General features: G+C 74.9%; 22 protein-coding genes. 14 read left to right on the forward strand and 8 right to left on the reverse strand.

The genetic code is table 11. The annotated features are described in order from the left end of the window. Positions 1-211 precede the first annotated feature (211 nt). From dhaK to WN71_RS43180, 3 genes are read left to right on the forward strand one after another with little or no spacing between them, the layout of a single operon-like run. Positions 212-1,204 (forward strand): dihydroxyacetone kinase subunit DhaK, encoded by a 993-nt coding sequence (gene dhaK / locus WN71_RS06600; RefSeq protein WP_046585493.1) that lies wholly within the window; start codon positions 212-214, stop codon positions 1,202-1,204. Between the two features lie 49 nt (positions 1,205-1,253). Next, on the forward strand, positions 1,254-1,859 hold the full coding sequence (dhaL, locus tag WN71_RS06605) for a dihydroxyacetone kinase subunit DhaL (protein ID WP_046585496.1): 606 nt from the start codon (positions 1,254-1,256) through the stop codon (positions 1,857-1,859). After that, positions 1,852-2,262 (forward strand): PTS-dependent dihydroxyacetone kinase phosphotransferase subunit DhaM, encoded by a 411-nt coding sequence (locus WN71_RS43180; RefSeq protein WP_046585498.1) that lies wholly within the window; start codon positions 1,852-1,854, stop codon positions 2,260-2,262. Before dhaL ends, WN71_RS43180 begins: the two co-directional genes overlap by 8 nt. 265 nt (positions 2,263-2,527) lie before the next feature. Here the strand turns inward: WN71_RS43180 and WN71_RS06615 are convergent, their stop codons facing one another. Beyond that, positions 2,528-3,166 carry a TetR/AcrR family transcriptional regulator gene (locus tag WN71_RS06615; RefSeq protein WP_046585499.1) on the reverse strand — a complete coding sequence of 213 codons (639 nt, stop codon included), beginning with the start codon at positions 3,164-3,166 and terminating at the stop codon, positions 2,528-2,530. A gap of 170 nt (positions 3,167-3,336) precedes the next feature. Between WN71_RS06615 and WN71_RS06620 the strand changes: the two genes are divergently transcribed. Beyond that, positions 3,337-4,098 carry an SDR family NAD(P)-dependent oxidoreductase gene (locus WN71_RS06620; protein ID WP_046585502.1) on the forward strand — a complete coding sequence of 254 codons (762 nt, stop codon included), beginning with the start codon at positions 3,337-3,339 and terminating at the stop codon, positions 4,096-4,098. Positions 4,099-4,162: 64 nt separating this feature from the next. Here the strand turns inward: WN71_RS06620 and WN71_RS06625 are convergent, their stop codons facing one another. Then, entirely contained in the window at positions 4,163-4,867 is a 705-nt protein-coding gene (locus WN71_RS06625) for a glycoside hydrolase family 75 protein (RefSeq protein ID WP_046585503.1), read from the reverse strand. 489 nt (positions 4,868-5,356) lie between these two features. Here WN71_RS06625 and WN71_RS06630 point away from each other — a divergent pair, with 489 nt between their 5' ends. Beyond that, entirely contained in the window at positions 5,357-6,313 is a 957-nt protein-coding gene (locus WN71_RS06630; RefSeq protein ID WP_420856467.1) for a fibronectin type III domain-containing protein, read from the forward strand. Between the two features lie 203 nt (positions 6,314-6,516). Then, the gene (locus WN71_RS06635) at positions 6,517-7,056 is read left to right on the forward strand and encodes a hypothetical protein (RefSeq protein ID WP_046585505.1); all 540 of its coding nucleotides are present in this window, start codon (positions 6,517-6,519) and stop codon (positions 7,054-7,056) included. Between the two features lie 97 nt (positions 7,057-7,153). Here the strand turns inward: WN71_RS06635 and WN71_RS06640 are convergent, their stop codons facing one another. The 3 genes from WN71_RS06640 to WN71_RS06650 all read right to left on the reverse strand — a co-directional run bounded on the left by WN71_RS06640 (position 7,154) and on the right by WN71_RS06650 (position 10,387). Continuing rightward, positions 7,154-7,690 carry a PadR family transcriptional regulator gene (locus WN71_RS06640; RefSeq protein ID WP_046585507.1) on the reverse strand — a complete coding sequence of 179 codons (537 nt, stop codon included), beginning with the start codon at positions 7,688-7,690 and terminating at the stop codon, positions 7,154-7,156. Positions 7,691-7,797: 107 nt separating this feature from the next. Continuing rightward, entirely contained in the window at positions 7,798-9,813 is a 2,016-nt protein-coding gene (locus WN71_RS06645; RefSeq protein WP_046585510.1) for an NADPH-dependent 2,4-dienoyl-CoA reductase, read from the reverse strand. Between the two features lie 184 nt (positions 9,814-9,997). After that, on the reverse strand, positions 9,998-10,387 hold the full coding sequence (locus WN71_RS06650) for a hypothetical protein (RefSeq protein WP_046592488.1): 390 nt from the start codon (positions 10,385-10,387) through the stop codon (positions 9,998-10,000). A 239-nt stretch (positions 10,388-10,626) separates the two neighbouring features. Between WN71_RS06650 and WN71_RS42550 the strand changes: the two genes are divergently transcribed. Then, positions 10,627-12,840 carry a SpoIIE family protein phosphatase gene (locus WN71_RS42550; RefSeq protein WP_240529577.1) on the forward strand — a complete coding sequence of 738 codons (2,214 nt, stop codon included), beginning with the start codon at positions 10,627-10,629 and terminating at the stop codon, positions 12,838-12,840. Positions 12,841-12,949: 109 nt separating this feature from the next. Next, entirely contained in the window at positions 12,950-13,858 is a 909-nt protein-coding gene (locus WN71_RS06665; protein ID WP_240529578.1) for a hypothetical protein, read from the forward strand. 196 nt (positions 13,859-14,054) lie between these two features. Here the strand turns inward: WN71_RS06665 and WN71_RS06670 are convergent, their stop codons facing one another. Then, the gene (locus tag WN71_RS06670) at positions 14,055-14,840 is read right to left on the reverse strand and encodes a putative protein N(5)-glutamine methyltransferase (protein WP_046592487.1); all 786 of its coding nucleotides are present in this window, start codon (positions 14,838-14,840) and stop codon (positions 14,055-14,057) included. Between the two features lie 279 nt (positions 14,841-15,119). On the opposite strand from WN71_RS06670, the gene WN71_RS06675 reads away from it, so the two are divergent. After that, on the forward strand, positions 15,120-15,494 hold the full coding sequence (locus WN71_RS06675) for a MarR family winged helix-turn-helix transcriptional regulator (RefSeq protein WP_107469580.1): 375 nt from the start codon (positions 15,120-15,122) through the stop codon (positions 15,492-15,494). Positions 15,495-15,812: 318 nt separating this feature from the next. On the opposite strand, the gene WN71_RS06680 is transcribed toward WN71_RS06675, so the two are convergent. Next, on the reverse strand, positions 15,813-16,571 hold the full coding sequence (locus tag WN71_RS06680) for a GNAT family N-acetyltransferase (protein ID WP_079177689.1): 759 nt from the start codon (positions 16,569-16,571) through the stop codon (positions 15,813-15,815). Beyond that, positions 16,568-17,482, reverse strand: coding sequence for an NADP-dependent oxidoreductase (locus WN71_RS06685; protein ID WP_046592486.1), 915 nt, complete (start codon positions 17,480-17,482; stop codon positions 16,568-16,570). The genes WN71_RS06680 and WN71_RS06685 overlap by 4 nt, the downstream gene beginning before the upstream one ends. Positions 17,483-17,830: 348 nt before the next feature. On the opposite strand from WN71_RS06685, the gene WN71_RS06690 reads away from it, so the two are divergent. The 5 genes from WN71_RS06690 (at position 17,831) to WN71_RS06710 (ending at position 22,747) form a co-directional block, all read left to right on the forward strand. Continuing rightward, complete coding sequence (locus tag WN71_RS06690; protein ID WP_046592485.1) at positions 17,831-18,436, forward strand: sulfite oxidase-like oxidoreductase; 606 nt, start codon at positions 17,831-17,833, stop codon at positions 18,434-18,436. Next, on the forward strand, positions 18,429-19,241 hold the full coding sequence (locus WN71_RS06695; RefSeq protein ID WP_079177690.1) for a ferredoxin reductase: 813 nt from the start codon (positions 18,429-18,431) through the stop codon (positions 19,239-19,241). Before WN71_RS06690 ends, WN71_RS06695 begins: the two co-directional genes overlap by 8 nt. Before the next feature lie 300 nt (positions 19,242-19,541). Next, positions 19,542-20,126 (forward strand): Rv1733c family protein, encoded by a 585-nt coding sequence (locus WN71_RS06700; protein ID WP_046592484.1) that lies wholly within the window; start codon positions 19,542-19,544, stop codon positions 20,124-20,126. 280 nt (positions 20,127-20,406) lie between these two features. Then, positions 20,407-21,375, forward strand: a complete 969-nt coding sequence (locus tag WN71_RS06705) for an acetylxylan esterase (protein ID WP_046592483.1) — start codon at positions 20,407-20,409, stop codon at positions 21,373-21,375. 193 nt (positions 21,376-21,568) lie between these two features. Further along, positions 21,569-22,747, forward strand: coding sequence for a serine hydrolase domain-containing protein (locus WN71_RS06710; protein ID WP_046592482.1), 1,179 nt, complete (start codon positions 21,569-21,571; stop codon positions 22,745-22,747). Positions 22,748-22,996 lie beyond the last annotated feature (249 nt).

A 22,996-nucleotide genomic window follows, 5' to 3' on the forward strand; every position in this document is an offset into this window, starting at 1 on the left:
GCCCGATGTCGGCCCCCGGCCGCTTTTGCGTACTTCGGGGGACGGCGGGGAGGGCATGTGCAGTAGCGGCGCCCGCGCCCGCGGCGCCGCCGGGCGGGTGCCGTGGGGCAGGAGAGAACGTCGTACACGTGACCTTCGCCCCGTGAACGCGGATACTTCGGAGGGTGGGCCGCCGGGACCGCGGTCCGCGTGTCACTCCCCGGAGGTAGACATGAAGATGCTCATCAACGTCGCTGAGACCGTCGTCGCGGACGCGCTGCGGGGCATGGCAGAGGCCCATCCCGAGCTGGCCGTCGACGTCGAGAACCGGGTGATCGTGCGACGCGACGCCCCGGTGGCCGGGAAGGTCGCGCTCGTCTCCGGCGGCGGCTCCGGGCACGAGCCGTTGCACGGCGGATTCGTCGGCCCCGGCATGTTGTCGGCGGCCTGTCCGGGCGAGGTGTTCACCTCCCCCGTCCCGGATCAGATGCTGCGGGCCGCCGCGGCCGTGAACAGCGGCGCCGGGGTGCTGTTCATCGTGAAGAACTACACCGGCGACGTGCTGAACTTCGACATGGCGGCCGAGCTGGCCGAGGACGAGGGCATCCAGGTCGCGAAGGTTCTCGTCAACGACGACGTCGCGGTCACCGACAGTCTCTACACCGCGGGGCGGCGCGGCACCGGCGCCACTTTGTTCGTGGAGAAGATCGCGGGCGCCGCCGCCGACGAGGGGCAGCCGCTGGAGCGGGTGGAGGCGATCGGCCGGCAGGTCAACGAGAACGCGCGCAGTTTCGGCGTCGCCCTCACCGCCTGCACCACCCCGGCCAAGGGCAGCCCGACCTTCGATCTGCCCGCCGGGGAGCTGGAGTTGGGCATCGGCATCCACGGCGAGCCGGGCCGGGAGCGGCGGGCCATGATGACCTCCGGCGAGATCGCCGACTTCGCGGTGCACGCGATCCTCGACGACATGACCCCGCGCAACCCCGTGCTCGTCCTCGTCAACGGCATGGGCGCGACACCGCTGTTGGAGCTGTACGGCTTCAACGCGGAGGTGCAGCGGGTGCTGCGCGAGCGCGGCGTCGCCGTGGCCCGCACGCTGGTCGGCAACTACGTCACCTCCCTCGACATGGCCGGCGCCTCCGTGACGCTGTGCCAGATCGACGAGGAGCTGCTGCGGCTGTGGGACGCGCCGGTGAACACCGCGGCGCTGCGCTGGGGCGTCTGAGCAGGCGGACGCGCGAGCGGTCGACATCCCTACCACGCAAGGAGATCCCGTGCTCGACGCCGACTTCTTCCGCCGCTGGATGACGGCGACCGCCGCCGCCGTGGACCGCGAGGCGGACCATCTCACCGCCCTCGACTCGCCGATCGGGGACGCGGACCACGGCAGCAACCTCCAGCGCGGGTTCCGCGCCGTGGCGACCACGCTGGAGAAGGAGTCGCCCGACACGCCCGGTGCCGTACTCACCCTCGCCGGACGTCAGTTGATCTCCACCGTCGGCGGGGCCTCCGGTCCGCTGTACGGCACGCTGCTGCGCCGTACCGGCAAGGCGCTCGGCGAGGCGGCGGAGGTCGGCGAGGACCAACTGGCCGACGCCCTGCGGGCGGGGGTGGACGCGGTCATGGCGCTGGGCGGGGCCGCGCCCGGCGACAAGACCATGATCGACGCGCTGGTGCCGGCGGTGGACGCGCTCGGCGACGGCTTCGCGGCGGCCGCGTCCGCCGCGACGGAGGGCGCGCTCGCGACCACGCCCCTGCAGGCCCGCAAGGGCAGGGCGAGCTATCTCGGCGAGCGCAGCATCGGGCACCAGGACCCCGGCGCCACCTCGTCGGCGCTGCTGATCGCCGGGCTCGTCGAGGCGGGGGCGAACGGTGGGTGACGGCAAGGCGGTCGGGGTCGTGCTGGTGTCGCACAGCGCCGAAGTGGCGTCGTCGGTCGCGGCGTTGGCGAAGGGGCTCGCGGGCGGCGGCACGGCGGTGCCGGTCGCCGCGGCCGGGGGCACCGAGGGCGGCGGGTTCGGCACCAGCGCCGAACTGATCGCCGCCGCCGCGCATTCCGTGGACCGGGGGGCGGGTGTGGCCGTGCTCACCGACCTCGGCAGCGCGGTGCTCACGGTGAAGGCGCTGCTCGCCGAGGGCGACGAACTCCCGGCGGACACCCGCCTGGTGGACGCGCCCTTCGTGGAGGGCGCGGTCGCGGCGGTGGTCACGGCGGCCACGGGCGCGGACCTCGCGACGGTGGAGGCGGCGGCGCGGGAGGCGTACGACTACCGGAAGGTGTGAACGGGTCAGGCCCGACCGACCCCTCCGGGAACCCTGGCCCAGCAATCCCCAAGGGGCGCGAGGAACTGCGCGAGCAACCACGACGGACCCGCACGGGAGCACAACGCACCACAACCCCGACTGCCGGCCGGTGGGGGCCGAGCGCGCAGTTCCCCGCGCCCCTGACGGGGCACCGGCCCAACCCCCAAGGGGCGCGAGGAACTGCGCGAGCAACCGCCACGGACCCGCACCGCACACCCCAAGAGCCGCCCGCAGGGCCACCCGCTCAGCCCACCCCTTGCGCCGCCACCGCCAGCGCCGTGCGGAACGTCGCCGCCAGTTCCGCCTCCGCCGTCTCCGCGTCGGTGACCTCGCGCGCCGTGTGCCAGGCGTAGTGCTCGACGGCGGCGCGCAGGGCCGCGTTGAACATCGCGGCCCGGATCGCGGGCCGCAGGTCGTCGGCCGGCAGCCCCTCGCGTTCGGCCAGGGCGCGGGCGAACGCGGGCTCGGCCTCGTCGTAGGACTGGAGCCAGACCGCGCGCAGGCCCGGCTCGGTGCGGGTCAGCCGGACCAGCGCGCCGACGGTGTCGCGGGTCGGCCCGGCCACGAAGCGGTCGTCCGTGGGCACGCCCCGCTCGAACACCTCCTGCAGCGGCTGCCCCGGCCGCGACTGCCGCAGCGCGGCGGCGATCGCGTCGATACCGGCCGAGAACAGCGGGGACACGCAGCTCTCCTTGCTCGGGAAGTAGCGCCACAGCGTCCGCGCGGAGATGCCGACGGCCTGCCCGATCTGCTCTCCGGTGGTCGCGGCGACCCCCTGCTCGGCGAACAGCCCGACGGCGGCGCGGGCGATCTCCAGCCGGATCTCCGCCTTGCGCTCCTCGCTCAGCGGCGGTCGTCCGGTACGTCCGCGGGTCGTCGTCATGGATCTCGCTCCGGCTCCGGTGGCTGCTTCCACGGGAATTCTCCACGACGGATCTCGACAGGGGCGAAAATCGGCCGCGCAATTTAATGTCACTCGGCGACATTAAGTCGTAGGGTGGTGCCGCACCGGGGCGCAGCGCCCCGTATCGACCGCACAGACAGGAGCACCACATGGCCAGCGGACTCGACGGACGGAGCGTCGTCGTCACCGGCGCGGGGTCGGGCATCGGGCGCGCCGCGGCCCTGGCCTTCGCCGCGGAGGGCGCGAAGGTCGTGCTCGCGGACCTCAACGCGGACGGCGCCGAGGCCGTCGTCAAGGAGATCGAGGAGCAGGGCGGCACGGCCGTGGCCGTGGGCGGCGACCTGAGCGACCAGGCCGTGGTGGACCAGGTGGTCGCGACCGCGGTGGAGCGGTTCGGCGGCGTGGACGTCCTGGTGAACAACGCCGGGATCATGGACCGGATGTCCGCGGTGGCGGACGTCAGCGACGCGGAGTGGGAGCGGGTCATCCGCGTCAACCTGACCGCCCCCTTCCTGCTCACCCGCGCGGTGCTGCCGCACATGCTGGAGGCCGGCCGGGGCTCGATCGTGAACACCGCCTCCGAGGCCGGGTTCCGGGGCAGCGCGGCGGGCGCCGCGTACACGGCCTCCAAGCACGGTGTCGTGGGCCTGACGAAGTCCCTGGCCGTCATGTACCGCAACCAGGGCATACGCGCCAACGCCATCGCGCCGGGCGGCACCGCGACCGGCATCGCGGTCGACCTGGAGAACGGCGCCCACGGCCCGGCGGCGCTCGGCCCCTACTTCGGCAACGTGGGGCGCGTCTCGCAGCCGGAGGAGCAGGCCGCCGCGATCCTCTTCCTCGCCTCGGACGCGTCGAGCAACATCAACGGCGCGATCCTGCCGGTGGACAACGGATGGTCCGCGGTCTGACCCGGCCACCCGTCGGCGGCGGGCCGGGCGGCCGGGCACACACCCGGCCGCCCGGCCCGGCGCCTCAGCCGGTCCCGGCCACGAAGGCCCGCGCCAGTTCCTCGCCCCGCGACACCGCCTCCGCGTGATCCTCGATCGGCTGGACGCGGGAGTCGCGGAAGACGATGTAGGTGACGCCGGAGGGGGTGCCGCCGCCCTTGGGGTCGGCGCGGATGCCGAGTCCCGTGGCGGTGGCGTACGACGCCTCGCCGATGATGTCCTGCGGGCCGGTGTCGCCGACGACGGCGTACTGCACCCGCCCCTGGTAGACGACCGCGGCCACCGTGCCGCCGCGCACGCCGTAGGCGCGGTAGTCGAAGATGCCGCTCGGCGCGGGGACGACGATGTACGGCAGTCGTTCGGGGTCCAGATAGCGGCCGTCGGACTGGGTGAAGGCGGTCATCGGCGAGTACAGCGGGTCGGTGCGCGGATTGCACTGCGCGCCCTGCCTGCCGTCGCAGTCGATGTCGAGGTCGGCCTTCCAGAAGACGGCGTCGGTGGTGCCGCAGACCGGGACGGTGGCGGGGACGCCGTCGTCGGTGCGGTAGTTGCCGTGGGAGACGGGGACGCAGTCCCGCACCCTGTCCAGCAGGTCGGCGGCGCTCACGCCGCCCTCCTGCCGGGCGGCCGGCCGCGCGCCGGGACGGGCGGCGGCCGAGGCGGCGGGCACCGCGGTGGGGGCGAGCAGGGCGGCGCTGGCCGCGACCAGCGTCAGCGACTGGACACGCACGATGGGGGAGCCTCTCGTGGGGGACATGGAGACACGCGGCCCAATCTGGTGCCGGCGGGCCCGTACGGCCACCACTGGAGGCCGGACGGCGCACCATCGGCCCCCTTTGGCGGAGCCCGGCTCCCCGTGAACGGCCCGGCAGGGGCCGGGGTCCCGGGCCTGAACCGGCCCGGGTCCCCCCGGCCGCCCGCGCCGGCGCGGGGACAGCGACGACAGCGGCCCGCGCCACACGATCCGAACTCCCCTTCCCCTACAGGGGACTTCGGCCGAGAGAGCTCACAGCATACGTAATGGTTCCCGACGACCACCAACGGCCCTCTTGATGGGGCCATGACGCTCGCGCCATAGTGGTTCCGAATTGGTTCAGACCAAGTCCGCGGGAGCGTCCGGGGAGGCCGTACCGTGCGCCAGCAGCTCGCCGTCCTCGCAGCTCCCGGTCCCCGACGCCGCCGCGCCGAGTCGCTCGTGGTGAGCGGCACGCTGATCGTGGTGGCCCTGCTCAGCGTGGCGCTCGTCTTCGGGTTCCGGGAGTTCGGCGCGCTCGGCGGTGCGGCGGACGGCCCGCTGCCGGCGGCGCCCACGCAGGTCACCGCGGTGGCGGGCAGCGCCACCAGCGTGCACGTGATGTGGAACGCGCCGACGCAGGGCCACGGCATCACGTACGTCGTCTACCGCGACGCCCGCGCGGTGCGCGAGGTCGCGGCGCCCGAGCACATGGTGGACGTCGTCCGGCTCACGCCGGGCACCCGCTACACCTTCACCGTCCGGGCCCGGGACGCCGACGGCCGGCTCGGGCCGCCCGGCGCGGCCACGTGGGCGCGCACCCCCGCCGCGGCCGCCGAGGACCACACGGCGCCGACCCGCCCCGGACGGCTGCGCGGCACCGGGCTGGGCAGCCGCGCGGTACGGCTCACCTGGACCGCGGCGAGCGACGACCGGGCGGTGGTGTCGTACGACGTCGAACAGGGCGGCATCAAGATCCACAGCGTCTCGGCCTCGGCCACCGAGGCGGTGCTGACCGGGCTGCGGCCGGGCACGGCGTACACCTTCGCGGTCCGGGCCCGCGACGCCGCAGGCAACGTCTCGCCGCCCAGCACCGCGCTGCGCCTGACCACCCCGGGCGGCGCCGACGGCGGCGCCACCGCCCCGACCGCCTTCCGCGCCGCGTCCCACCGCTCCGGCAGCGCGTACTACCTCGACCTGTCCTGGGTCCCGCCGGACGTGGGCGGGACGATCACGTCGTACGAGATCCGGCTCGACGGGCGTACGGCGACCTCGCTGGAGTGGGGCGGCACCCCGCCGTCCGGCCGGGCCCGCTACAGCTTCTACATCGGGCGGGAGGCCGGGCGGACCCACCGCGTCAGGCTGCGGGCACGGCTGCCGGACGGCACCTGGGGCGGGTTCTCGCCGGAGCTGCGGGTGACGACGGGGGCCGGGAGCGGGTGACGGCGGGGGCGGGAGACGGGGGACGGCACCGACGCCGGGCCGACGCCGCCACCGTACGAACGAATCCGTCACCTGACCGGGGGCCGTCCGCATGCGGGCCCACCCCGGGGCACGTTGGCTTTCCCTGAGGCAGCGCGGGCGTTTCCCGACCCTCGGCGGCGCTAGGGATGTTCCGCCAACCGTGCCGCCGGAAGGCAGTCCACATGCGCACACGCCAGCTTCTCGTCAAGTCCGGCCTGACCGTGGCAGCCGCCGCCGCTCTGCCACTCGGCACCTTCGCCGCCGGTACCGCCGCCGCTGTCTCCGGGATCTCGGTGGCCACCACCGGGTCCACCGTGTCCGTGGTGACCAGCGCCTGCTCGCAGATCAACGGCAGTTGGGGCACCGCCTCGCTGCTCGGCAGCAACCAGACGAGCTTCTCCCAGGGCCGGCAGGTGGCGCTGTCCGGCACCAGCGTCAGCCAGTCGGCGGCCTGGTCGAACGTGTCGCCGGGGACGTACACCGTCATCGTGATGTGCTCCAGCGGCAGCAGCGCGGGCAGCCAGTCCGTCATCGTCTCCGCCGCCACGACCCCGACCGTCTCCGCCACGTCCTCGCCGTCGAACGGCGTGATGGGCGGTCTCGGCGGCGCCACCAGGGACTACGGCCCGGTCACCCTGGGCGTGGGAGCGGCGCTGGTAGGCACCGGGGTGATCGCGGGCGCCTGGTTCCTGCGCAGACGACGGAGGCCGTACCGGTTGTGAGGCGAGACGGACGACGGCGGCCGTACCGGTTTGAGTCGAGACGGACGACGGCGGCCGCGCGGGCCCGGCGCGAGCCGCCCCGCGGGGCGGCTCGTTCTCAGGGCAGCCGGTCGAACTCCGCCAGGGCGTGCGTGAGCCACTGCGTCCAGAAGGTCTCCAGGTCGATCCCGGCGCGCAGCACGAGATGCCGCAGCCGGTCCTCGGCGCTGTCCCGCTCCGGCGGGAAGTCGCGCTTCTCGATCTCCCGGTACTCCCCCAACTGCCGCTCGTGCAGGTCCAGATAGCGGGCGAGTTCGCCCTTGAGACCGTCCGTGCCGACGACCGCCGCGGCGCGCAGCCGCAGCAGCAGCGCGTCGCGGTGCGGCTTGGGCTCCTGCGGGGCGGCGGTCCAGCGGGCCAGTTCCGCGCGCCCCGCGGGCAGCACCTCGTAACTCTTCTTCTGCCCGCGGGCCGGCACCTCGGCCGGCAGCGCGCGGATGTGGCCGTCGGCCTCCAGCCGTCCCAGCTCGCGGTAGATCTGCTGGTGCGTCGCGGACCAGAAATAGCCGATCGACCGGTCGAAGCGGCGCGTCAGATCCAGGCCCGACGACGGCCGTTCGAGCAGGGCGGTCAGGATCGCGTGCGGGAGTGACATGCGCTCATCCTAGAAACACCGCCCGTGCTCTCGTCCCCTGCCCGCGACCCGTGCTGTTGTCGTCGCGTGCGCTCGTCGCGTCGTCCCGTCCCGTCCTGGTCCGCCCGTCACAGCGCGGCCGCGAGTTCCGTGCCCTGCTTGATGGCGCGCTTGGCGTCGAGTTCGGCCGCCACGTCGGCGCCGCCGATGAGGTGCGGGGTGCGCCCGGCGGCGAGCAGCTCCTCGTACAGGTCGCGGCGCGGGTCCTGGCCGGTGCACAGCACGATGGTGTCGACCTCCAGGACCGTGCTGGTCTCGCCGACGGTGACATGCAGGCCGGCGTCGTCGATCCGGTCGTAGGTCACGCCCGGGACCATGGTGACGCCGCGGTGCTTGAGTTCGGTGCGGTGGATCCAGCCGGTGGTCTTGCCGAGGCCGGCGCCGACCTTGGAGGTCTTGCGCTGGAGCAGGTGCACCGAGCGCGGCGGGGCGGGCCGTTCGGGCGCGGCGAGACCGCCGGGGCCCGCGTAGTCCATGTCGACGCCCCAGGCGCGGAAGTACGCCCGCGGGTCCTCGCTCGCCTTGTCGCCGCTGTCGGTGAGGAACTCGGCGACGTCGAAGCCGATGCCGCCCGCGCCGAGGATCGCGACCCGGTCGCCGACCGGGGCGCCGTCGCGCAGCACGTCGAGGTAGCCGACGACGCTCGGGTGGTCGACGCCCGGGATCTCGGGGGTGCGCGGGGTGACGCCGGTGGCGACGACGACCTCGTCGTAGTCGGCCAGGTCCGCCGCCGCGACCCGGGTGTCGAGCCGTATGTCGACGGCCTCCTCGGCGAGGCGGTGGCCGAAGTAGCGCAGCGTCTCGTCGAACTCCTGCTTTCCGGGGACCTTCCGGGCCACGTTGAGCTGGCCGCCGATCGCGGAGGCGGCGTCGAACAGCGTGACGTCGTGGCCGCGTTCGGCGGCGGAGACGGCGCACGCGAGCCCGGCCGGACCGGCGCCGACCACGGCGACGCGCTTGCGGCGCCGCGTCGGCGCGAGCACCAGCTCGGTCTCGTGGCAGGCGCGCGGGTTGACCAGGCAGGAGGTGATCTGGCCGCTGAAGGTGTGGTCGAGACAGGCCTGGTTGCAGCCGATGCAGGTGTTGATGGCCTGCGGACGCCCGGCCGCCGCCTTCGCGACGAAGTCGGGGTCGGCGAGCATCGGGCGGGCCATCGAGACCATGTCCGCGCTGCCGTCCGCGAGCAACTCCTCGGCGACCTCCGGGGTGTTGATGCGGTTGGTGGTGACGAGCGGGACGGACACCTCGCCCATCAGCCGCTTGGTGACCCAGGTGTAGGCGCCGCGCGGCACGGAGGTGGCGATGGTGGGGATGCGCGCCTCGTGCCAGCCGATGCCGGTGTTGATGATCGTGGCTCCGGCCTCCTCGACGGCCTTGGCGAGGGTGATCACCTCGTCGAGGGTGGAGCCGCCGGGCACCAGGTCCAGCATCGACAGCCGGTAGATGATGATGAAGTCCGTGCCGACCGCCTCGCGCACGCGGCGGACGATCTCCACGGGGAAGCGCATCCGGTTCTCGTACGAGCCGCCCCAGCGGTCCTCGCGGTGGTTGGTCTGCGCGGCGATGAACTCGTTGATGAGGTAGCCCTCGGAGCCCATGATCTCCACGCCGTCGTAGCCGGCCTGGCGGGCCAGGCGGGCGGCGCGGGCGTAGTCGTCGATCGTGCGCTCGACCTCGGCGTCGGTCAGCGCGCGGGGCGGGAAGGGGCTGATGGGGGCCTGGAGCGCGCTGGGCGCGACCAGGTCCTGGTGGTAGGCGTAGCGCCCGAAGTGCAGGATCTGCATCGCGATACGGCCGCCCTCGCGGTGCACGGCGTCCGTGATCCGCCGGTGCTCCTCGGCCTCCGCGTCGGTGGTGAGCTTGGCGCCGCCGGGGTAGGGGCGGCCCTCGTCGTTCGGCGCGATGCCGCCGGTGACGATCAGGCCGACACCGCCGCGGGCGCGGGCGGCGTAGAACTCCGCCATGCGCTCGAAACCGCGCTCGGCCTCCTCCAGTCCGACGTGCATGGAGCCCATGAGGACGCGGTTGGGCAGCGTGGTGAAGCCCAGGTCGAGCGGGCTCAGCAGGTGGGGGTAGCGGCTCATGGGGGCCCTCCGTGCGCGGATGCAGTGCCTCATTTGTAGAGGACCGCGACCCCGTTATGCAACTAGTTGCATAACGGGGTCGTCGCGCGAGGCCGCCTCGTCCGCCGCCACAGGGGCCGCCGGGACCCGGAGAGCTCCGGGCCCGGGGGCGCCGGGAAGCTCGGGGAGTTCCGGGGCCCGGCCGTCAGCCGCTCACGGCCACCGGCCGGCTCTCCAGGCGCAGGTTCATCTCGCGCTCCTGGTCGCCCGAGGCCGTGCTCAGGTCGTGGACCGTGAACAGGGAGTCCAGGGTCGTACGGAACCGTTCGATCGCCCAGTAGCCGCCCTGCACGTCGGCCGTGACCGGGCCGGTGAGCCGCGCCCGGTGGCTGCCCCGGCGCACGTCCGCGACGTCGAACGTACCGAGCCACACCATGGGGCGCACCTCGTGGATCTGCTGTGGCACGTCCTCCGCGCACCGGTCGGACTCGAAGCACTCGCACAGCGTGTCGAAGACGACCCGGGCGTCCTCCTTCGAGCACCCGCTGATCTCCACCGAGACGGACTCCTCGTGAGCGTGCCGTTGCCCAGTCATGATCGCTCCTTCCGTACCGCACCGCGGTGGACACGGGGTACCCGCGAAACAGCACCCCACCCACCCCCTTCAGCAAAGCACCACCGGCGGGTCGGCGCCCCGCCGGACGCACCCCGGGTGGAGAGGGAAGGTGGAGAAACAGGGCGCCGCCTCGGAGATCTCGGGGTGGGCACGGTAGAACTGGGGCAGTCGGCATGGGGGACGGCGTGCCGTACGAACGCTCGAAGGCGGTGCGTGCCATGACGTCAGCCGAGACTCCGGCGACCGGGAACGGCGAGCCGGCGCGGGGGCCGGTGGGACCCAGCGGGCTGCTGGACGAGCTGGGCATGGCCTCGGTGGTGGTCGACACCGCGGGCCGGATCGTGCTCTGGAGCCCGCAGGCGGAGGAGCTGTTCGGCTACCCGGCCCATGAGGCGCTGGGCGCGTACGCGGCCCGGCTGATGATCCACGAGATCCACCACGACCTGGTCGTGAAGCTGTTCGCGGACGTCATGGAGACCGGCCAGAGCTGGGCCGGGGCCTTCCCGATCCGGCACCGGGACGGTTCGACGCGGCTGGTCGAGTTCCGCAACATGCGCCTCCTCGACGACCAGGGCGAGACGTACGCCCTCGGGCTCTGCGCCGACCAGGAGACGGTCCGCCGGCTGGAGCGCGACGTGGCCCTGTCGGCCCGGATCGTGTCGCAGTCCCCGATCGGTCTCGCCGTGCTGGACACCGGCCTGCGGTACGTGTCGGTCAATCCGGCGCTGGAACGGATCAACGGCATCCCGGCCCGGGACCACCTGGGGCGGAAGGTGCGCGAGGTCCTGCCGGGGCTCGACACCCGCGGGCTGAGAGCGGCGGCCCGCGAGGTGCTGCGCACGGGCTTCCCGGCCGTCGACCTCTCCGCGGTGGGCCGCACCCCGGCCGACCCCGAGGTGGACCACGCCTGGTCGGTGTCGCTGTACCGGCTGGAGGACGCCACGGGGACGGTCCTGGGCGTGGCCGTCTCGGTCGTGGACGTCACCGAGCAGCACCGGGCGAACGCCGAGGCCGAGGCGGCGCGCCGCCGGCTGGCGCTCATAGCCGACGCCTCCGCCCGCATCGGCACCACCCTGGAACTGAACCGCACCGCCCGCGAACTGGCGGAGGTGGCCGTGCCCGAACTCGCCGACATCGCATCCGTCGACCTGCTGGAGGCGGTGGTGAACGGCCGCCGCAGCGTACTGGGCCCGGGCGAACCGGCGGCGGTACGGACGCTGGCGGTCCGGGGGTGGGGAACGGACACGGAGGACTCGGCGGACGGGGCAGCCGAGACCGGCGCCCGCGGCGCGGCGGGCAGCAAGGAGGACACCACCGACGCGAGGGGCGCCGGGGGCGGGGCGGGGCACACGGACGGCACCGACGCCTCGGGCACCGCGGGCGGGCCCGGACGCACCGGCGCCCCCGGCCCGGTGGCCCGGTACGCCCCCGAGCACGCGGTCACCGAGTGCGTACGCACCGGCAGTCCGGTGGTGGTCCGGCGGGTGCGGAAGCGGGACCTGTCCCGTATCGCCCGCTCCCCCGGGGCCGACGGGCCGCCCGCCGACCCCCGGGTGCACTCCTATCTGGCCGTACCGCTCATCGCGCGCGGCGAGGTGCTGGGCGCGCTGGACCTGCGGCGGACCCGCGACCCCCGGCCGTTCAGCGACGACGACCTGCTGCTCGCCCGGGAGCTGGCGGCCCGCGCGGCGGTGCAGATCGACAACGCCCGCTGGTACCAGAGCGCCCGCACCACCGCCCTCACCCTCCAGCGCAGCCTGCTGCCCGGCCGCCCTCCGGAGACCAAGGGCCTGGAGGTCGCCTTCCGCTACCAGCCCGCCGGGGCCACCACCGAGGTGGGCGGCGACTGGTTCGACGTGATCCCGCTGGAGGCCGACAAGACCGCGCTGGTGGTGGGCGATGTGATGGGCAGCGGCATCGACGCGGCCGCCGCCATGGGGCGGCTGCGCACCGCGACGACCACGCTGGCCGCGCTCGACCTGGAGCCGGACGCGGTCCTGGCGCACCTGGACCGGATCACCTCCGGCCTCGACCAGTCCATCGCCACGTGCGTGTACGCCGTCCACGATCCGCATCTGGGCCGGTGCAGGATCGCCAACGCCGGGCATCTGCCGCCGGTCCGCATCCGCCCGGGGCGGCCGCCGGAGCTGCTCGACCTGCCCACGGGGGCGCCGCTCGGCGTGGGCGGGGTCGCCTTCTCCACCACCACCGTGGACGTCGTCCCCGGCGACCGGCTGGTCTTCTACACCGACGGGCTGGTGGAGACGCGCCGGGACCCGCTGGACGAGCGCCTGGACCGGCTGCTGTCGCTGCTCGAAGGGCCCGCCCGAGGGCTCGAGGAGATCTGCGACCTGCTGCTGCGCACGCTGCACGAACCGGACAACCACGACGATGTCGCCCTGCTGATCGCGCAGGTTCAGCAACTGCCCTGATCACGCCGATTCACAGGTCTTCGTTACCTGGCCCTTATCGCCGCCGTCCGACAATCGCAGCAAGGCGTGCCTCGGGGATCCCGCACGTCGCCGGCGAGGGGAGCGACCCGTGACGCACGACCCGGACCAGCACCGACCGGACCGCGACAGCGATCCGGAACCCCGGCATCAGGAACCCCGGCATCCGGACGCCGGACGCCCGCCGGAGCAGGGCTCCGCGGGCGCGGCGGACCGCGAACCGTCGCCCTGGATGCCGGACGGCGCACCCCCGCCTCCCCCTGTGCCCCCGCATCCGCCGCAGGCCGAGTGGGAGGTGCTCGCCGCGCCGGGCGCGGACCGGGAGCCCCTCGGTGCCGCGCTGCGCAGCCGCTGGGAGCGGCAGTCCGGCCGGGCGCGGGCCCTGACGGTGGCGGCCGCCGTGGTCGCGCTGGCCGCGGGCGGCACCGTGGCCTACGCCGCCACCTCCGCGAAGTCGGGCGCCGACGGCGTGCCCGCCGCGGCCGCCTCGCCCTCCGGGTCCCCGTCACAGGGCGGACCGGGCCGCGACGGCCACGGGCCCGGTTCCTGGTTCGGGTTCGGAGCCGTCGGGGACGGTGTGCACGGCGAGGCCACCGTCAAGGACCAGAGCACCGGCAAGTACGTCGTACGGATCTGGCAGCGCGGCACCGTGCAGCAGATCAGCGGCGACCAGGTCACGGTGAAGAGCGACGACGGCGCCCAGTGGACGTGGACGGTCGGCTCCGGCGTCTCCGTGCGCAAGAACGACTCGTCCTCGTCCGGGGCGAGCGCGCTCGCGAAGGGCGACACCGTCCTGCTCGTCGGCACCCGCAGCGGCGACACGCGGACGGCGACGACCGCGGTGGAGGGCGACTTCACCGGCAACCGGCCGGGCGGCGGCAGCAGCAGCGGGCCCGGCGACGGACAGCGCCCGTTCGGCGGCGGCCACGGACCGTGGGACCGCGGGGACCGGTCGCAGCAGCCCTCGCCGAGCCCGTCGGAGAGCGGCGAGGGCACCTGACACCGGACCGGCTCTCCCCTGCCCGCGCCGACCGTGCCCCGCAAGGGGCGCGGGAAACTGCGCGACCGACCCCCACGCCGCCGCGGACCGAACACGACCGAACCGACGGAGTGCCCCGCACACCTTGGGGACCGGGGCTCCGGGGAGCGTCGGCCGGGGCACCGGCCCCGGTCCTCCTCCCGGCCCCGGTCCCGGGTCAGCCCCTGGCGCCGATCACCACGTGGGCGTACCACTCCTCGGACACCGCGAGCCGGGTCGCCAGCCCGGCCCGGGTGAAGACGTCGACGGCCCGCGGCGCCTGCCGCTCGCTCGTCTCGATCAGCAGCAGGCCGCCCGGCGCGAGCCAGCCGGGGGCCGCGTCCGCGACCCGGCGCAGCACGTCCAGGCCGTCGGTGCCGCCGTCGAGGGCGACCAGCGGTTCGTGGTCGCGCGCCTCCGCGGGCAGCAGGGGAACCTCGCCGGTGGGGACGTACGGCACGTTCGCGGCGAGGACGTCGATGCGGCCGCGCAGCCGCTCGGGCAGCGCGGCGTAGAGGTCGCCCTCGTACACCCGGCCGCCGGCGGCGGCGACGTTGCGGGCGGCGCAGCGTACGGCGGCCGGGTCGATGTCGGCGCAGTGCAGTTCGACCGGGCCGAGCGAGGCGGCCAGCGCGGCGCCGACCGCGCCGGAGCCGCAGCACAGGTCGACGACCACGGACGCACCGGGCGCGCCCGCGAGCGCCTGCTCGACGAGGAACTCGGTACGGCGGCGCGGGACGAAGACGCCGGGCGCGACGGTCACCCGCAGCCCGTGGAACTCGGCCCAGCCGAGGACGAGTTCGAGGGGTTCGCCGGCGACGCGCCGGGTAACCAGGGCGGCGAGTTCACGCGGGTCGCGGGCGGCCGCGACGAGCAACTCCGCCTCGTCCTCGGCGAAGACGCAGCCGGCGGCGCGCAGCGCGGTGACGACGTCGGCGGGCGGAAGGGAGGGCAGGGAGGTCATGGAGGCCGAGAGCCTTTCGAAGGGCGAAGGGCGCTCGCGCGGCCGGGCTACGGCCGGTGGTCCGCGCGGACTCGAGGGGAGAGCACCCGTACTGACACAGCGGTAATGGGTCTCACCTCCTCGGCCGGACCGGGCCGGGGTCGATCCCGCGGCCGGAGGTCAACATACCCCAGCGGCCGTACGGCCCGGCAAGTTGTATTCTGCAACCGGATTCACGGCCGAGCGGAAGGGGTGCCCGTGACGGCGGCGGAGACGGCGATCGAGACCATCCAGCGCGAGATGACGGTCTTCGCGCGGCGGGCCCGCGCGTCGGCGGGGCGGATGCATCCGGAGCTGTCGCTGGTGTCGTACACGCTGCTCGGGCATCTGGAGGAGCGGGGCGGCTGCCGGGCGACGGACCTGGCCGCGCACTACGCCCTCGACAAGTCGACGGTCAGCCGGCAGGTCGCCGCGCTGGAGCGGGCGGGGCTGGTCGCGCGGCGGGTGGACCCGGACGACCACCGCGTCCAGGTGCTGGACCTCACGGAGGCCGGCCGGGAGATCCTCTCCCAGGTCCACGACAGCCGCCGGGCGGCGTTCCGGGAACGCCTGTCCGGCTGGCCGCCGGAGGACCTGACCCGCTTCGCGACCTACCTGACCCGCTACAACGCGTGAACGCCTCCGGCTGCGGTCTGAAGCGACGCCCCGGCGGCACGGACTCGCGCAGTTCCCCGCGGCCCGGTGGCACTGATGCGCGCAGTTCCCCGCGCCCCTGACAGGGCGCCTCCGGCCGTCGCTTGAAAGCCGCGCCCCGGTGGCACTGATGCGCGCAGTTCCCCGCGCCCCTGGCGGGGCGCCACCCAGCTCACCTCAGGGGCGCGGGGAACTGCGCGACCAGCCCCGGCCGGCGGTCGCCGGACGACGACCGGCCGGAGGCGCCTCCAGGGGCGCGGGGAACTGCGCGATCAGCCCCCCGCCGGGGCGAGGGCTCGCTCAGGGCCCAGCCACCCCGCCCCGCCCGGCAAGGGCCCCCGCTCCGGCCACCCCACCCGCCCCGCCCGGAGGGCGCACCGAGTTGAACGCCGTCCGGCGACGCAGCCGGAACCCCAGCGACTCGTACAGCCGGATCGCACCCGCGTTGGCCGCCCCCGTGTGCAGGAACGGCGTCTCCCCCCGCGCCCGGACGCCATGCGCGACCGCGCGGATCAGCCGCGTGGCGAGCCCCTCGCCGCGGTACGCCGGGTCCGTGCAGACCGCGCTGATCTCCGTCCACCCCGGCGGATGCAGCCGCTCCCCCGCCATGGCGATCAGCGCACCGTCCCGCCGCAGCCCCAGATACGTGCCGAGCTCGACGGTCCGCGGCAGGAACGGCCCCGGCCGGGTCCGCTCGACCAGGTCGAGCATCTCGGGCACGTCGGCCGGCCCGAGCACGACCGCCTCCGGGTCCGGCACGGCCTCCATCCCCTCGTCGACGAGCTGCACGCCCTCCACCGAGAAGACGAACTCCCAGCCGTCGGGCAGCGGACCCCGGTAGCCGAGCAGCGGGACCTCCCCGCCCGGACCGGCGAGCGCCGCGAGGTCGGCCCAGTCGTCCGGACCGGGGTCGTCGGGCAGCGCCAGCCACGGCGTCACCTCGACCGGATACCGCACCAGCCGGCCGTGCCACTCGGCGAAGTGCGCGTGCGGGCCGGTCAGCGCCGCCAGCGCGGGACGGTCCAGAACGTGCGGGGCCTCCACGCGGCTCTCGCTCATGCGGCGACCTCGATCACGACCTTGCCGCGGGCGTGCCCGGCCTCGACCGTGCGCAGCGCCTCGCCCGCCCGCTCCAGCGGGAGGACCGTGGTCACCAGCGGGTCCAGCTCGCCCTTCACGACGAGCCGCGCCACCTCGTCGAGCACCTCGGCGGTGCGGGCCCGGGCGACCCGCGCACCGCCCAGCGCCGCCGCGTCCGCGGGCGACGCCCCGGCCGTGATCAGCTTCGAGCGGTCGGCGAGCAGGGCCGCCGCCTCGGCCAGCACCTCGCCGCCGACGAGGTCGTACACCCCGTCGACGGGACCCGGCACCCGCTCGGCCCAGCCCGGCCCGGACGCCACGTGCTCGGCCCCGAGCGATACGACGAGCTCCTGCTTCGCCTCGCTCGCGACGCCCACCACCCGCAGCCCGAGAGCGCGCGCGATCTGCACGGCCGCGACGCCGACCCCGCCGCCCGCGCCGGTGATCAGCAGGGTCGCGCCGGCGGGCAGGTCGAGCTGCCGTACGCCGTCGTAGGCGGTGGCCGCCGCCACCGGCAGGGTGGCCGCGGCCGCGAAGGACAGCCCGGCGGGCTTGTGCGCGGTCACGGGCGCCGACAGCAGCGCGTACTCCGCGAACGCCCCGGCCGCCGTGTTGCCGAAGACCTCGTCACCGGCCGCGAAACCGGTCACGTCGGGCCCCGCCGCCACCACGACACCGGCGGCCTCGCTGCCGAGGACCTGCGGGAACCGCGGCTCCCCGGTGTCCCCGGGGCGCCGGAAACCGGTGCGCAGCTTCCAGTCGACGGGGTTCACACCCGCCGCGCGCACGGCGACGAGGATCTCCCCGGGCCCGGGGACGGGCCGCTCGATCTCGGTCAGCTCCTCGGTCTCCGGACCGCCGTATCGCGTGAAGACGTACGCCTTCGGCATGGTTTCCCACTCTCCTTCGCAGTCGCCGCGGCACCGGAGGCGGGGCCACCGGAACCGGCACGTCAGGTCCAAGGTCACGCGCCCGGCGGCCTATTCCCGCACGACGGGGAAGTTCATACGGCCTTAATGATCGCGCTCCGGCGCGCCGGGACGGAACGAACGGGCAGGTCGGAGGGGTTCCCGGCGAGCCGGCTGCCGCCCGCGCCCCGCCCTCGCCCCGCCCCGGACGCCCGTGGCGGGGGCACCGTCCCGGGCGACGTACGGTTGAACCCGTAACGCATCCCGCCGGCCCGTCCGGCGGACGGACGCGCGCCGCCGGCGCGCGAGCACGGAGGCTCCACCACCCGCATGAACGTCACCCGAGGCTTCACCGGCCGTCCACGCGTCGCGAACGCCGGGCTGCCACCCGGTCAGTACGACGCGGGCGACACCTGGCCCGTGCTGTCCGCCGAGGTCACCCCCGACCTCGCCGCCGCCGACTGGACCTTCCGGATCGACGGCCTGGTGGACGCGCCGCACACCTGGGACTGGGACGAGGCGCACACGCTGCCCGCCGCCGGCTACCAGGGCGACATCCACTGCGTGACCTCCTGGTCCAAGTTCGGGGTGCGGTTCGCCGGGGTGTCCCTGGACTCCTTCCTCGACCTGGTGCGGCCGCATACGGCGGCGACCCATGTCGTGGCGTACTCCCACACCGGCTACACGGCGAACCTGCCGCTGGCGGACGTCACCGGCGGACGCGCCTGGATCGCCTGGGAGTACGACGGCCGGCCGCTCGATCCCGAGCACGGCGGCCCGGCGCGGCTGCTGGTGCCGCACCTGTACTTCTGGAAGAGCGTCAAGTGGGTCGCCGGGCTCCGGCTCCTCGACCACGACGAGCCCGGTTTCTGGGAGGGCAACGGCTACCACGAGCGCGGCAACCCCTGGCAGGAGCAGAGGTACGCCGGTGACTGAGACCGCCCCCGCCACCACCGCCGGCACAACCACCGCCCCCTCCGTCGGCACCACCGCCGTCTTCACTCCCCCGACGCGCTTCGCCGTGCCGGGCCGCATCGCCGTCGCCGAGCAGGAGGCCTCGGTGTGGCAGCGCGCCACCCTGACCGAGATCCGCCGCGAGACCCCGCGCGCGGCCACCTTCCGGTTCGCGGTGCCCGCGTGGCCGGGCCATCTGCCGGGGCAGCACCTGATGCTGCGGCTGACCGCGCCCGACGGCTACACCGCCCAGCGCCACTACTCGATCGCGTCCGCGCCCGACGGATCCGGCCAGGTGGAGCTGACCCTGGACCATGTCGACGGCGGGGAGGTCTCCGGCTGGTTCCACACGGAGGCCAGGCCCGGGGACACGGTCGAGGTGCGCGGCCCGACGAGCGGCTTCTTCGCCTGGCCCGGTGACCGGCCCGCGCTGCTGCTGGGGGCCGGGTCCGGCGTCGTACCGCTGATGTCGATGGTGCGCCACCACCGGGCGCGCGCCCTCACCGTGCCGCTGCGCCTGCTGGTCTCGGCGCGCACGCCGGAGGAGCTCGTCTACGCGCGTGAGTACGGCGCCGAGACGACGCCCGTGTTCACGCGCGGGGCGCCCGAAGGCGTGCCGGTGGGCCGGCTGGCCGCCGCGCATGTCGCGCCGCTGCTCGCCGAGCGGCCGCCCGGCGGGTGGGAGGCGTACGTGTGCGGCTCCAACGCCTTCGCCGAGCACGCCTCGCGGCTGCTGGTGGCGGCGGGCCAGCCGGTCGACCGGATCCGCATCGAACGCTTCGGCTGAGACCGGCCCGCAGACCCGTCGGCCCGCAGACCCGCAGATCCGCAGGCCCGCGGAGCCATCGGCCCGCAGGCCGGCCGCCCGCGACCGCCCCCGCGCGAGCGCGCGCTGCGGTCGCGCGCCAGCCGGGGTCGAGCGGCGCCGTACCGTTCCCGGCCATCGTGCTGGGAGTGTGCGCGAGCGCCTCCGCACGGGGTAACTGATCCGTGGGGACGTCCGCGCGCGGGCGCGGCGTGGAGGAGCGGCGGCCGGTGACGGCCGGAGCGCGGTCCTTCCGGCTCCGGTGACGGCGAGGAGGTCGGCATGCGAACCCGGGTGCGCGGCTGGCGCTGGCGGCGCAATCCGCTGCGCCGCAGGTCGGATGTCGTGGAGACCTGGACGGCGGTCGCGGTGGCGGTCCTGCTGCTGGTGGCCGCCCCGGCCGCCGGTGCGGCGGCCGGGCTGTGGGCCCGGCACGGGGCGCAGGCGGTCGCCGCGGCCCAGCGGGCCGACCGGCACCAGGTGTCGGCGGAGATACTCCACGACCAGCCGGACCAGCTGCCGACGGTGGCGGGCGGCCGGGAGCACTCCTATCTGGCGCTGGTGCGCTGGACCGATCCGGACACGGGCACCCGGACGACGACGGCGCGGGTCCCCGCGGGCAGCGGCAAGGGCGACACCGTGGCCGTCTGGCTCGACGGCGCGGGCCGCAGCGTGACCGCTCCCCCGGGCGACGCCGCGGTCTGGCAGCACACCGTGACGATCGGGGCGTGCGTGGCGGCGGGCATGGTGGCGCTGATCCTCCTCGGCCACGGGCTCGTGCGGCGGTTCGCCCTGCGCAACCGGCTGACGGAGTGGGAACGCGACTGGGCCCGCACGGGGCCGGAGTGGACGCGGCGCAAGGCGTGAGACCTTGACGCGGCGCAGGGCGTGAGACCTTGACGCGGCGCAGGGCCGGAGACGTCGACGCGGCGCCCTGCCTGAGACATCCCGGACGGCTTGGCGGAACGTGCCGCGCGCGGGCACGACCGGGCGGCACGACGCGTGCCCCGGCGCGCGCGACCCGCCGATCCGGCCACCGCCGTGGCGGGCGGGCCCCTGGCGGCTCCGAAGATCCCGCACGTACGGTGTGATCATCCGCGGGTCCGACGCGCGGTGTCCCGTGTCCCCTCCCCCGAGGCGGTTGCCGATGGCCCTGTTCGACCTGTCGCTCGACGAACTGCGCGACTACCGCAGCGAGTCCGCCGAGCCCGAGGACTTCGACGACTTCTGGGCCGCGACCCTCGCGGAGGCCCGCACCCACGACCTGGACGCCCGTTTCGAGCCGGTCGACTCGGGCCTGTCGACGGTGCGCGTCCTCGACGTCACGTTCGCCGGCTACGGCGGCCATCCGGTGAAGGGCTGGCTCACGCTGCCCGCGGACGCCGACGAACCCCTCCCGCTCGTCGTGCAGTTCCTGGGGTACGGCGGCGGGCGCGGGCTGCCGCACGAGCACCTGCTGTGGGCGTCGACCGGCCGGGCCCACTTCCTCATGGACACCCGCGGCCAGGGCAGCGCGTGGGGCGGCGGGGGCGGCACCCCGGACCCGGTGGGCGCCGGGCCCGCGTACCCGGGCTTCATGACCCGGGGCGTCGACGCTCCCGAGAACTACTACTACCGCCGGGTGTACACGGACGCCGTCCGCGCGATCGAGGCGGCGCGTTCCCATCCGCTGACCGACGCGCGGCGCACGGTGGCGCTCGGCGCGAGCCAGGGCGGCGGCATCACGCTCGCCGTCGGCGGACTCGTGCCGGACCTGGTGGCGGTGGCGCCGGACGTGCCGTTCCTGGTCGACTTCCCACGCGGCACAACCCTGACGGACCGTCACCCCTACCGCGAGGTCGGCCTGTTCCTCCAGACGCACCGCGACCGCACCGCCGACGTGATGCGCACCCTGTCCTACTTCGACGGCGTCCACTTCGCCGCCCGCGGCCGGGCCCCGGCGCTGTTCTCCACCGCGCTGGAGGACCGGACCTGCCCGCCGTCCACCGTCTTCGCGGCGTTCAACGCCTGGGCGCACGAGGACAAGCGGATCGAGGTGTACGACTTCAACGACCACGAGGGCGGCGGCCCGTTCCAGGAACAGACCAAGCTGCGCTGGCTGCGCGCGTACGCCTGAGACCGGCGGGACGGGCGGGGGACGAGGACGGCCGAGGGACGCGGGACGGGCGGGGGACGGAGACGCGGGACGGGGGGGCGGTTGACGAGGGACGGCGAGCGGGCCTTCCGCCCTGTCCGACCAGTCGGTATGTTCGGGTGATCCCGGCCGCGGCGGCGCGGACCGGCCCCGGCGGACGACGGAGGTCACTCCCATGCCCGAGACAACGCCCGTGCCCGGCGCGGAGGTCCACGGTCACTGCGATCCGCGATTCGAGGCGGTGCGGGAGGCGTTCGCGGAGAACTTCCGCGCCCGCGGCGAACTCGGCGCGGCGGTGAGCGTCACGGTCGGCGGGGAGAGTGTCGTCGACCTCTGGGGCGGCTGGGCCGACCCCGCCCGCACCCGCCCCTGGGAGCGGGACACGGTGGTCAACGTCTGGTCCACCACGAAGGGCCCGACCGCACTGTGCGCCCATCTCCTCGCCGACCGCGGGCTGTTGGACCTCGACGCCCCGGTGGCCGCGTACTGGCCGGAGTTCGCCGCCGCGGGCAAGGAGCACGTCCTCGTACGCCATCTGCTGTCGCACCGCGCCGGGTTGTGCGGACTGCGGCAGCCGCACGCGCTGGAGCAGCTGTACGACTGGGAGTCGACGACCGGGCGGCTGGCCGCGACCGAGCCCTGGTGGGAGCCCGGGACCGTCTCCGGCTACCACGCCCTGACCTACGGCTTCCTGGTCGGCGAGGTGGTCCGGCGGGTCTCGGGGATGCTGCCGGGGGCGCTGCTGGAGCAGGAGGTGACCGGGCCGCTGGGCATCGACTTCACCATCGGCCTGCCGGAGAAGGAGTCCGGGCGGGCGGCCGAGCTGGTGCACGCACCGGCCGTCGCGAGCGCCGAACAGGGCTCGGTCCTCGGCCGGTTGACACCCATGGCGATCGCCGCGCTGGCCAATCCGCTCGCCGGCGCGGCCGAGGCGAACACCCCGCAGTGGCGGGCCGCCGAGATCCCCGCGGCCAACGGACACGGCACCGCGCGGGCGGTGGCCGCGCTCTACGGCGTCTTCGCGGGCCGCGGCAGCCACGGCGGCCGCCGGGTGCTGTCGCCGCAGGCGGCCGAGCGGGTGCGCGAGGGACAGGGACGCTGCCGGGACCTGGTGCTCGGGGCGGGGCTCGGCCATGACACGGAGATCGCGCTCGGGGTGTGGCTGAGCGGCGCGGAGGGCTCGTACGGACCCAACCCGAAGGCTTTCGGACATGACGGCTTCGGCGGCTCCTGCGGTCTCGCCGACCCGGAGGCGGGCGTCTCACTGGGGTATGTGATGAACCGGATGGGGCCGCATATCGCCGACGATCCCCGTAAGTCGGCGCTTGTCGACGCCCTCTACGGCGCGCTCTGAACTCCGGTGCGTGCGGGCCGCTTTCGGCCGAACCGCCCGACCGCTCTTCCCTACTGGTTTAGACCAATGCTAGATGTGGTGGCGCAATGAGCCCGCACGGCTACGGCACGTCACCAACAGGAGGCGCGGCATGGCCCGCACCACCCCGCACGACCACCCTCCCGTCACCACCGTCACCCCTGTCCCCCCTGTCACCTCCGCCCATTCCCCCACCTCCCCGGCCACTTCCCCCACCTCCCGCCGCACCCC

The organism is Streptomyces mangrovisoli, from assembly GCF_000974985.2.
GTDB classification, from domain to species: Bacteria; Actinomycetota; Actinomycetes; order Streptomycetales; family Streptomycetaceae; genus Streptomyces; species Streptomyces mangrovisoli.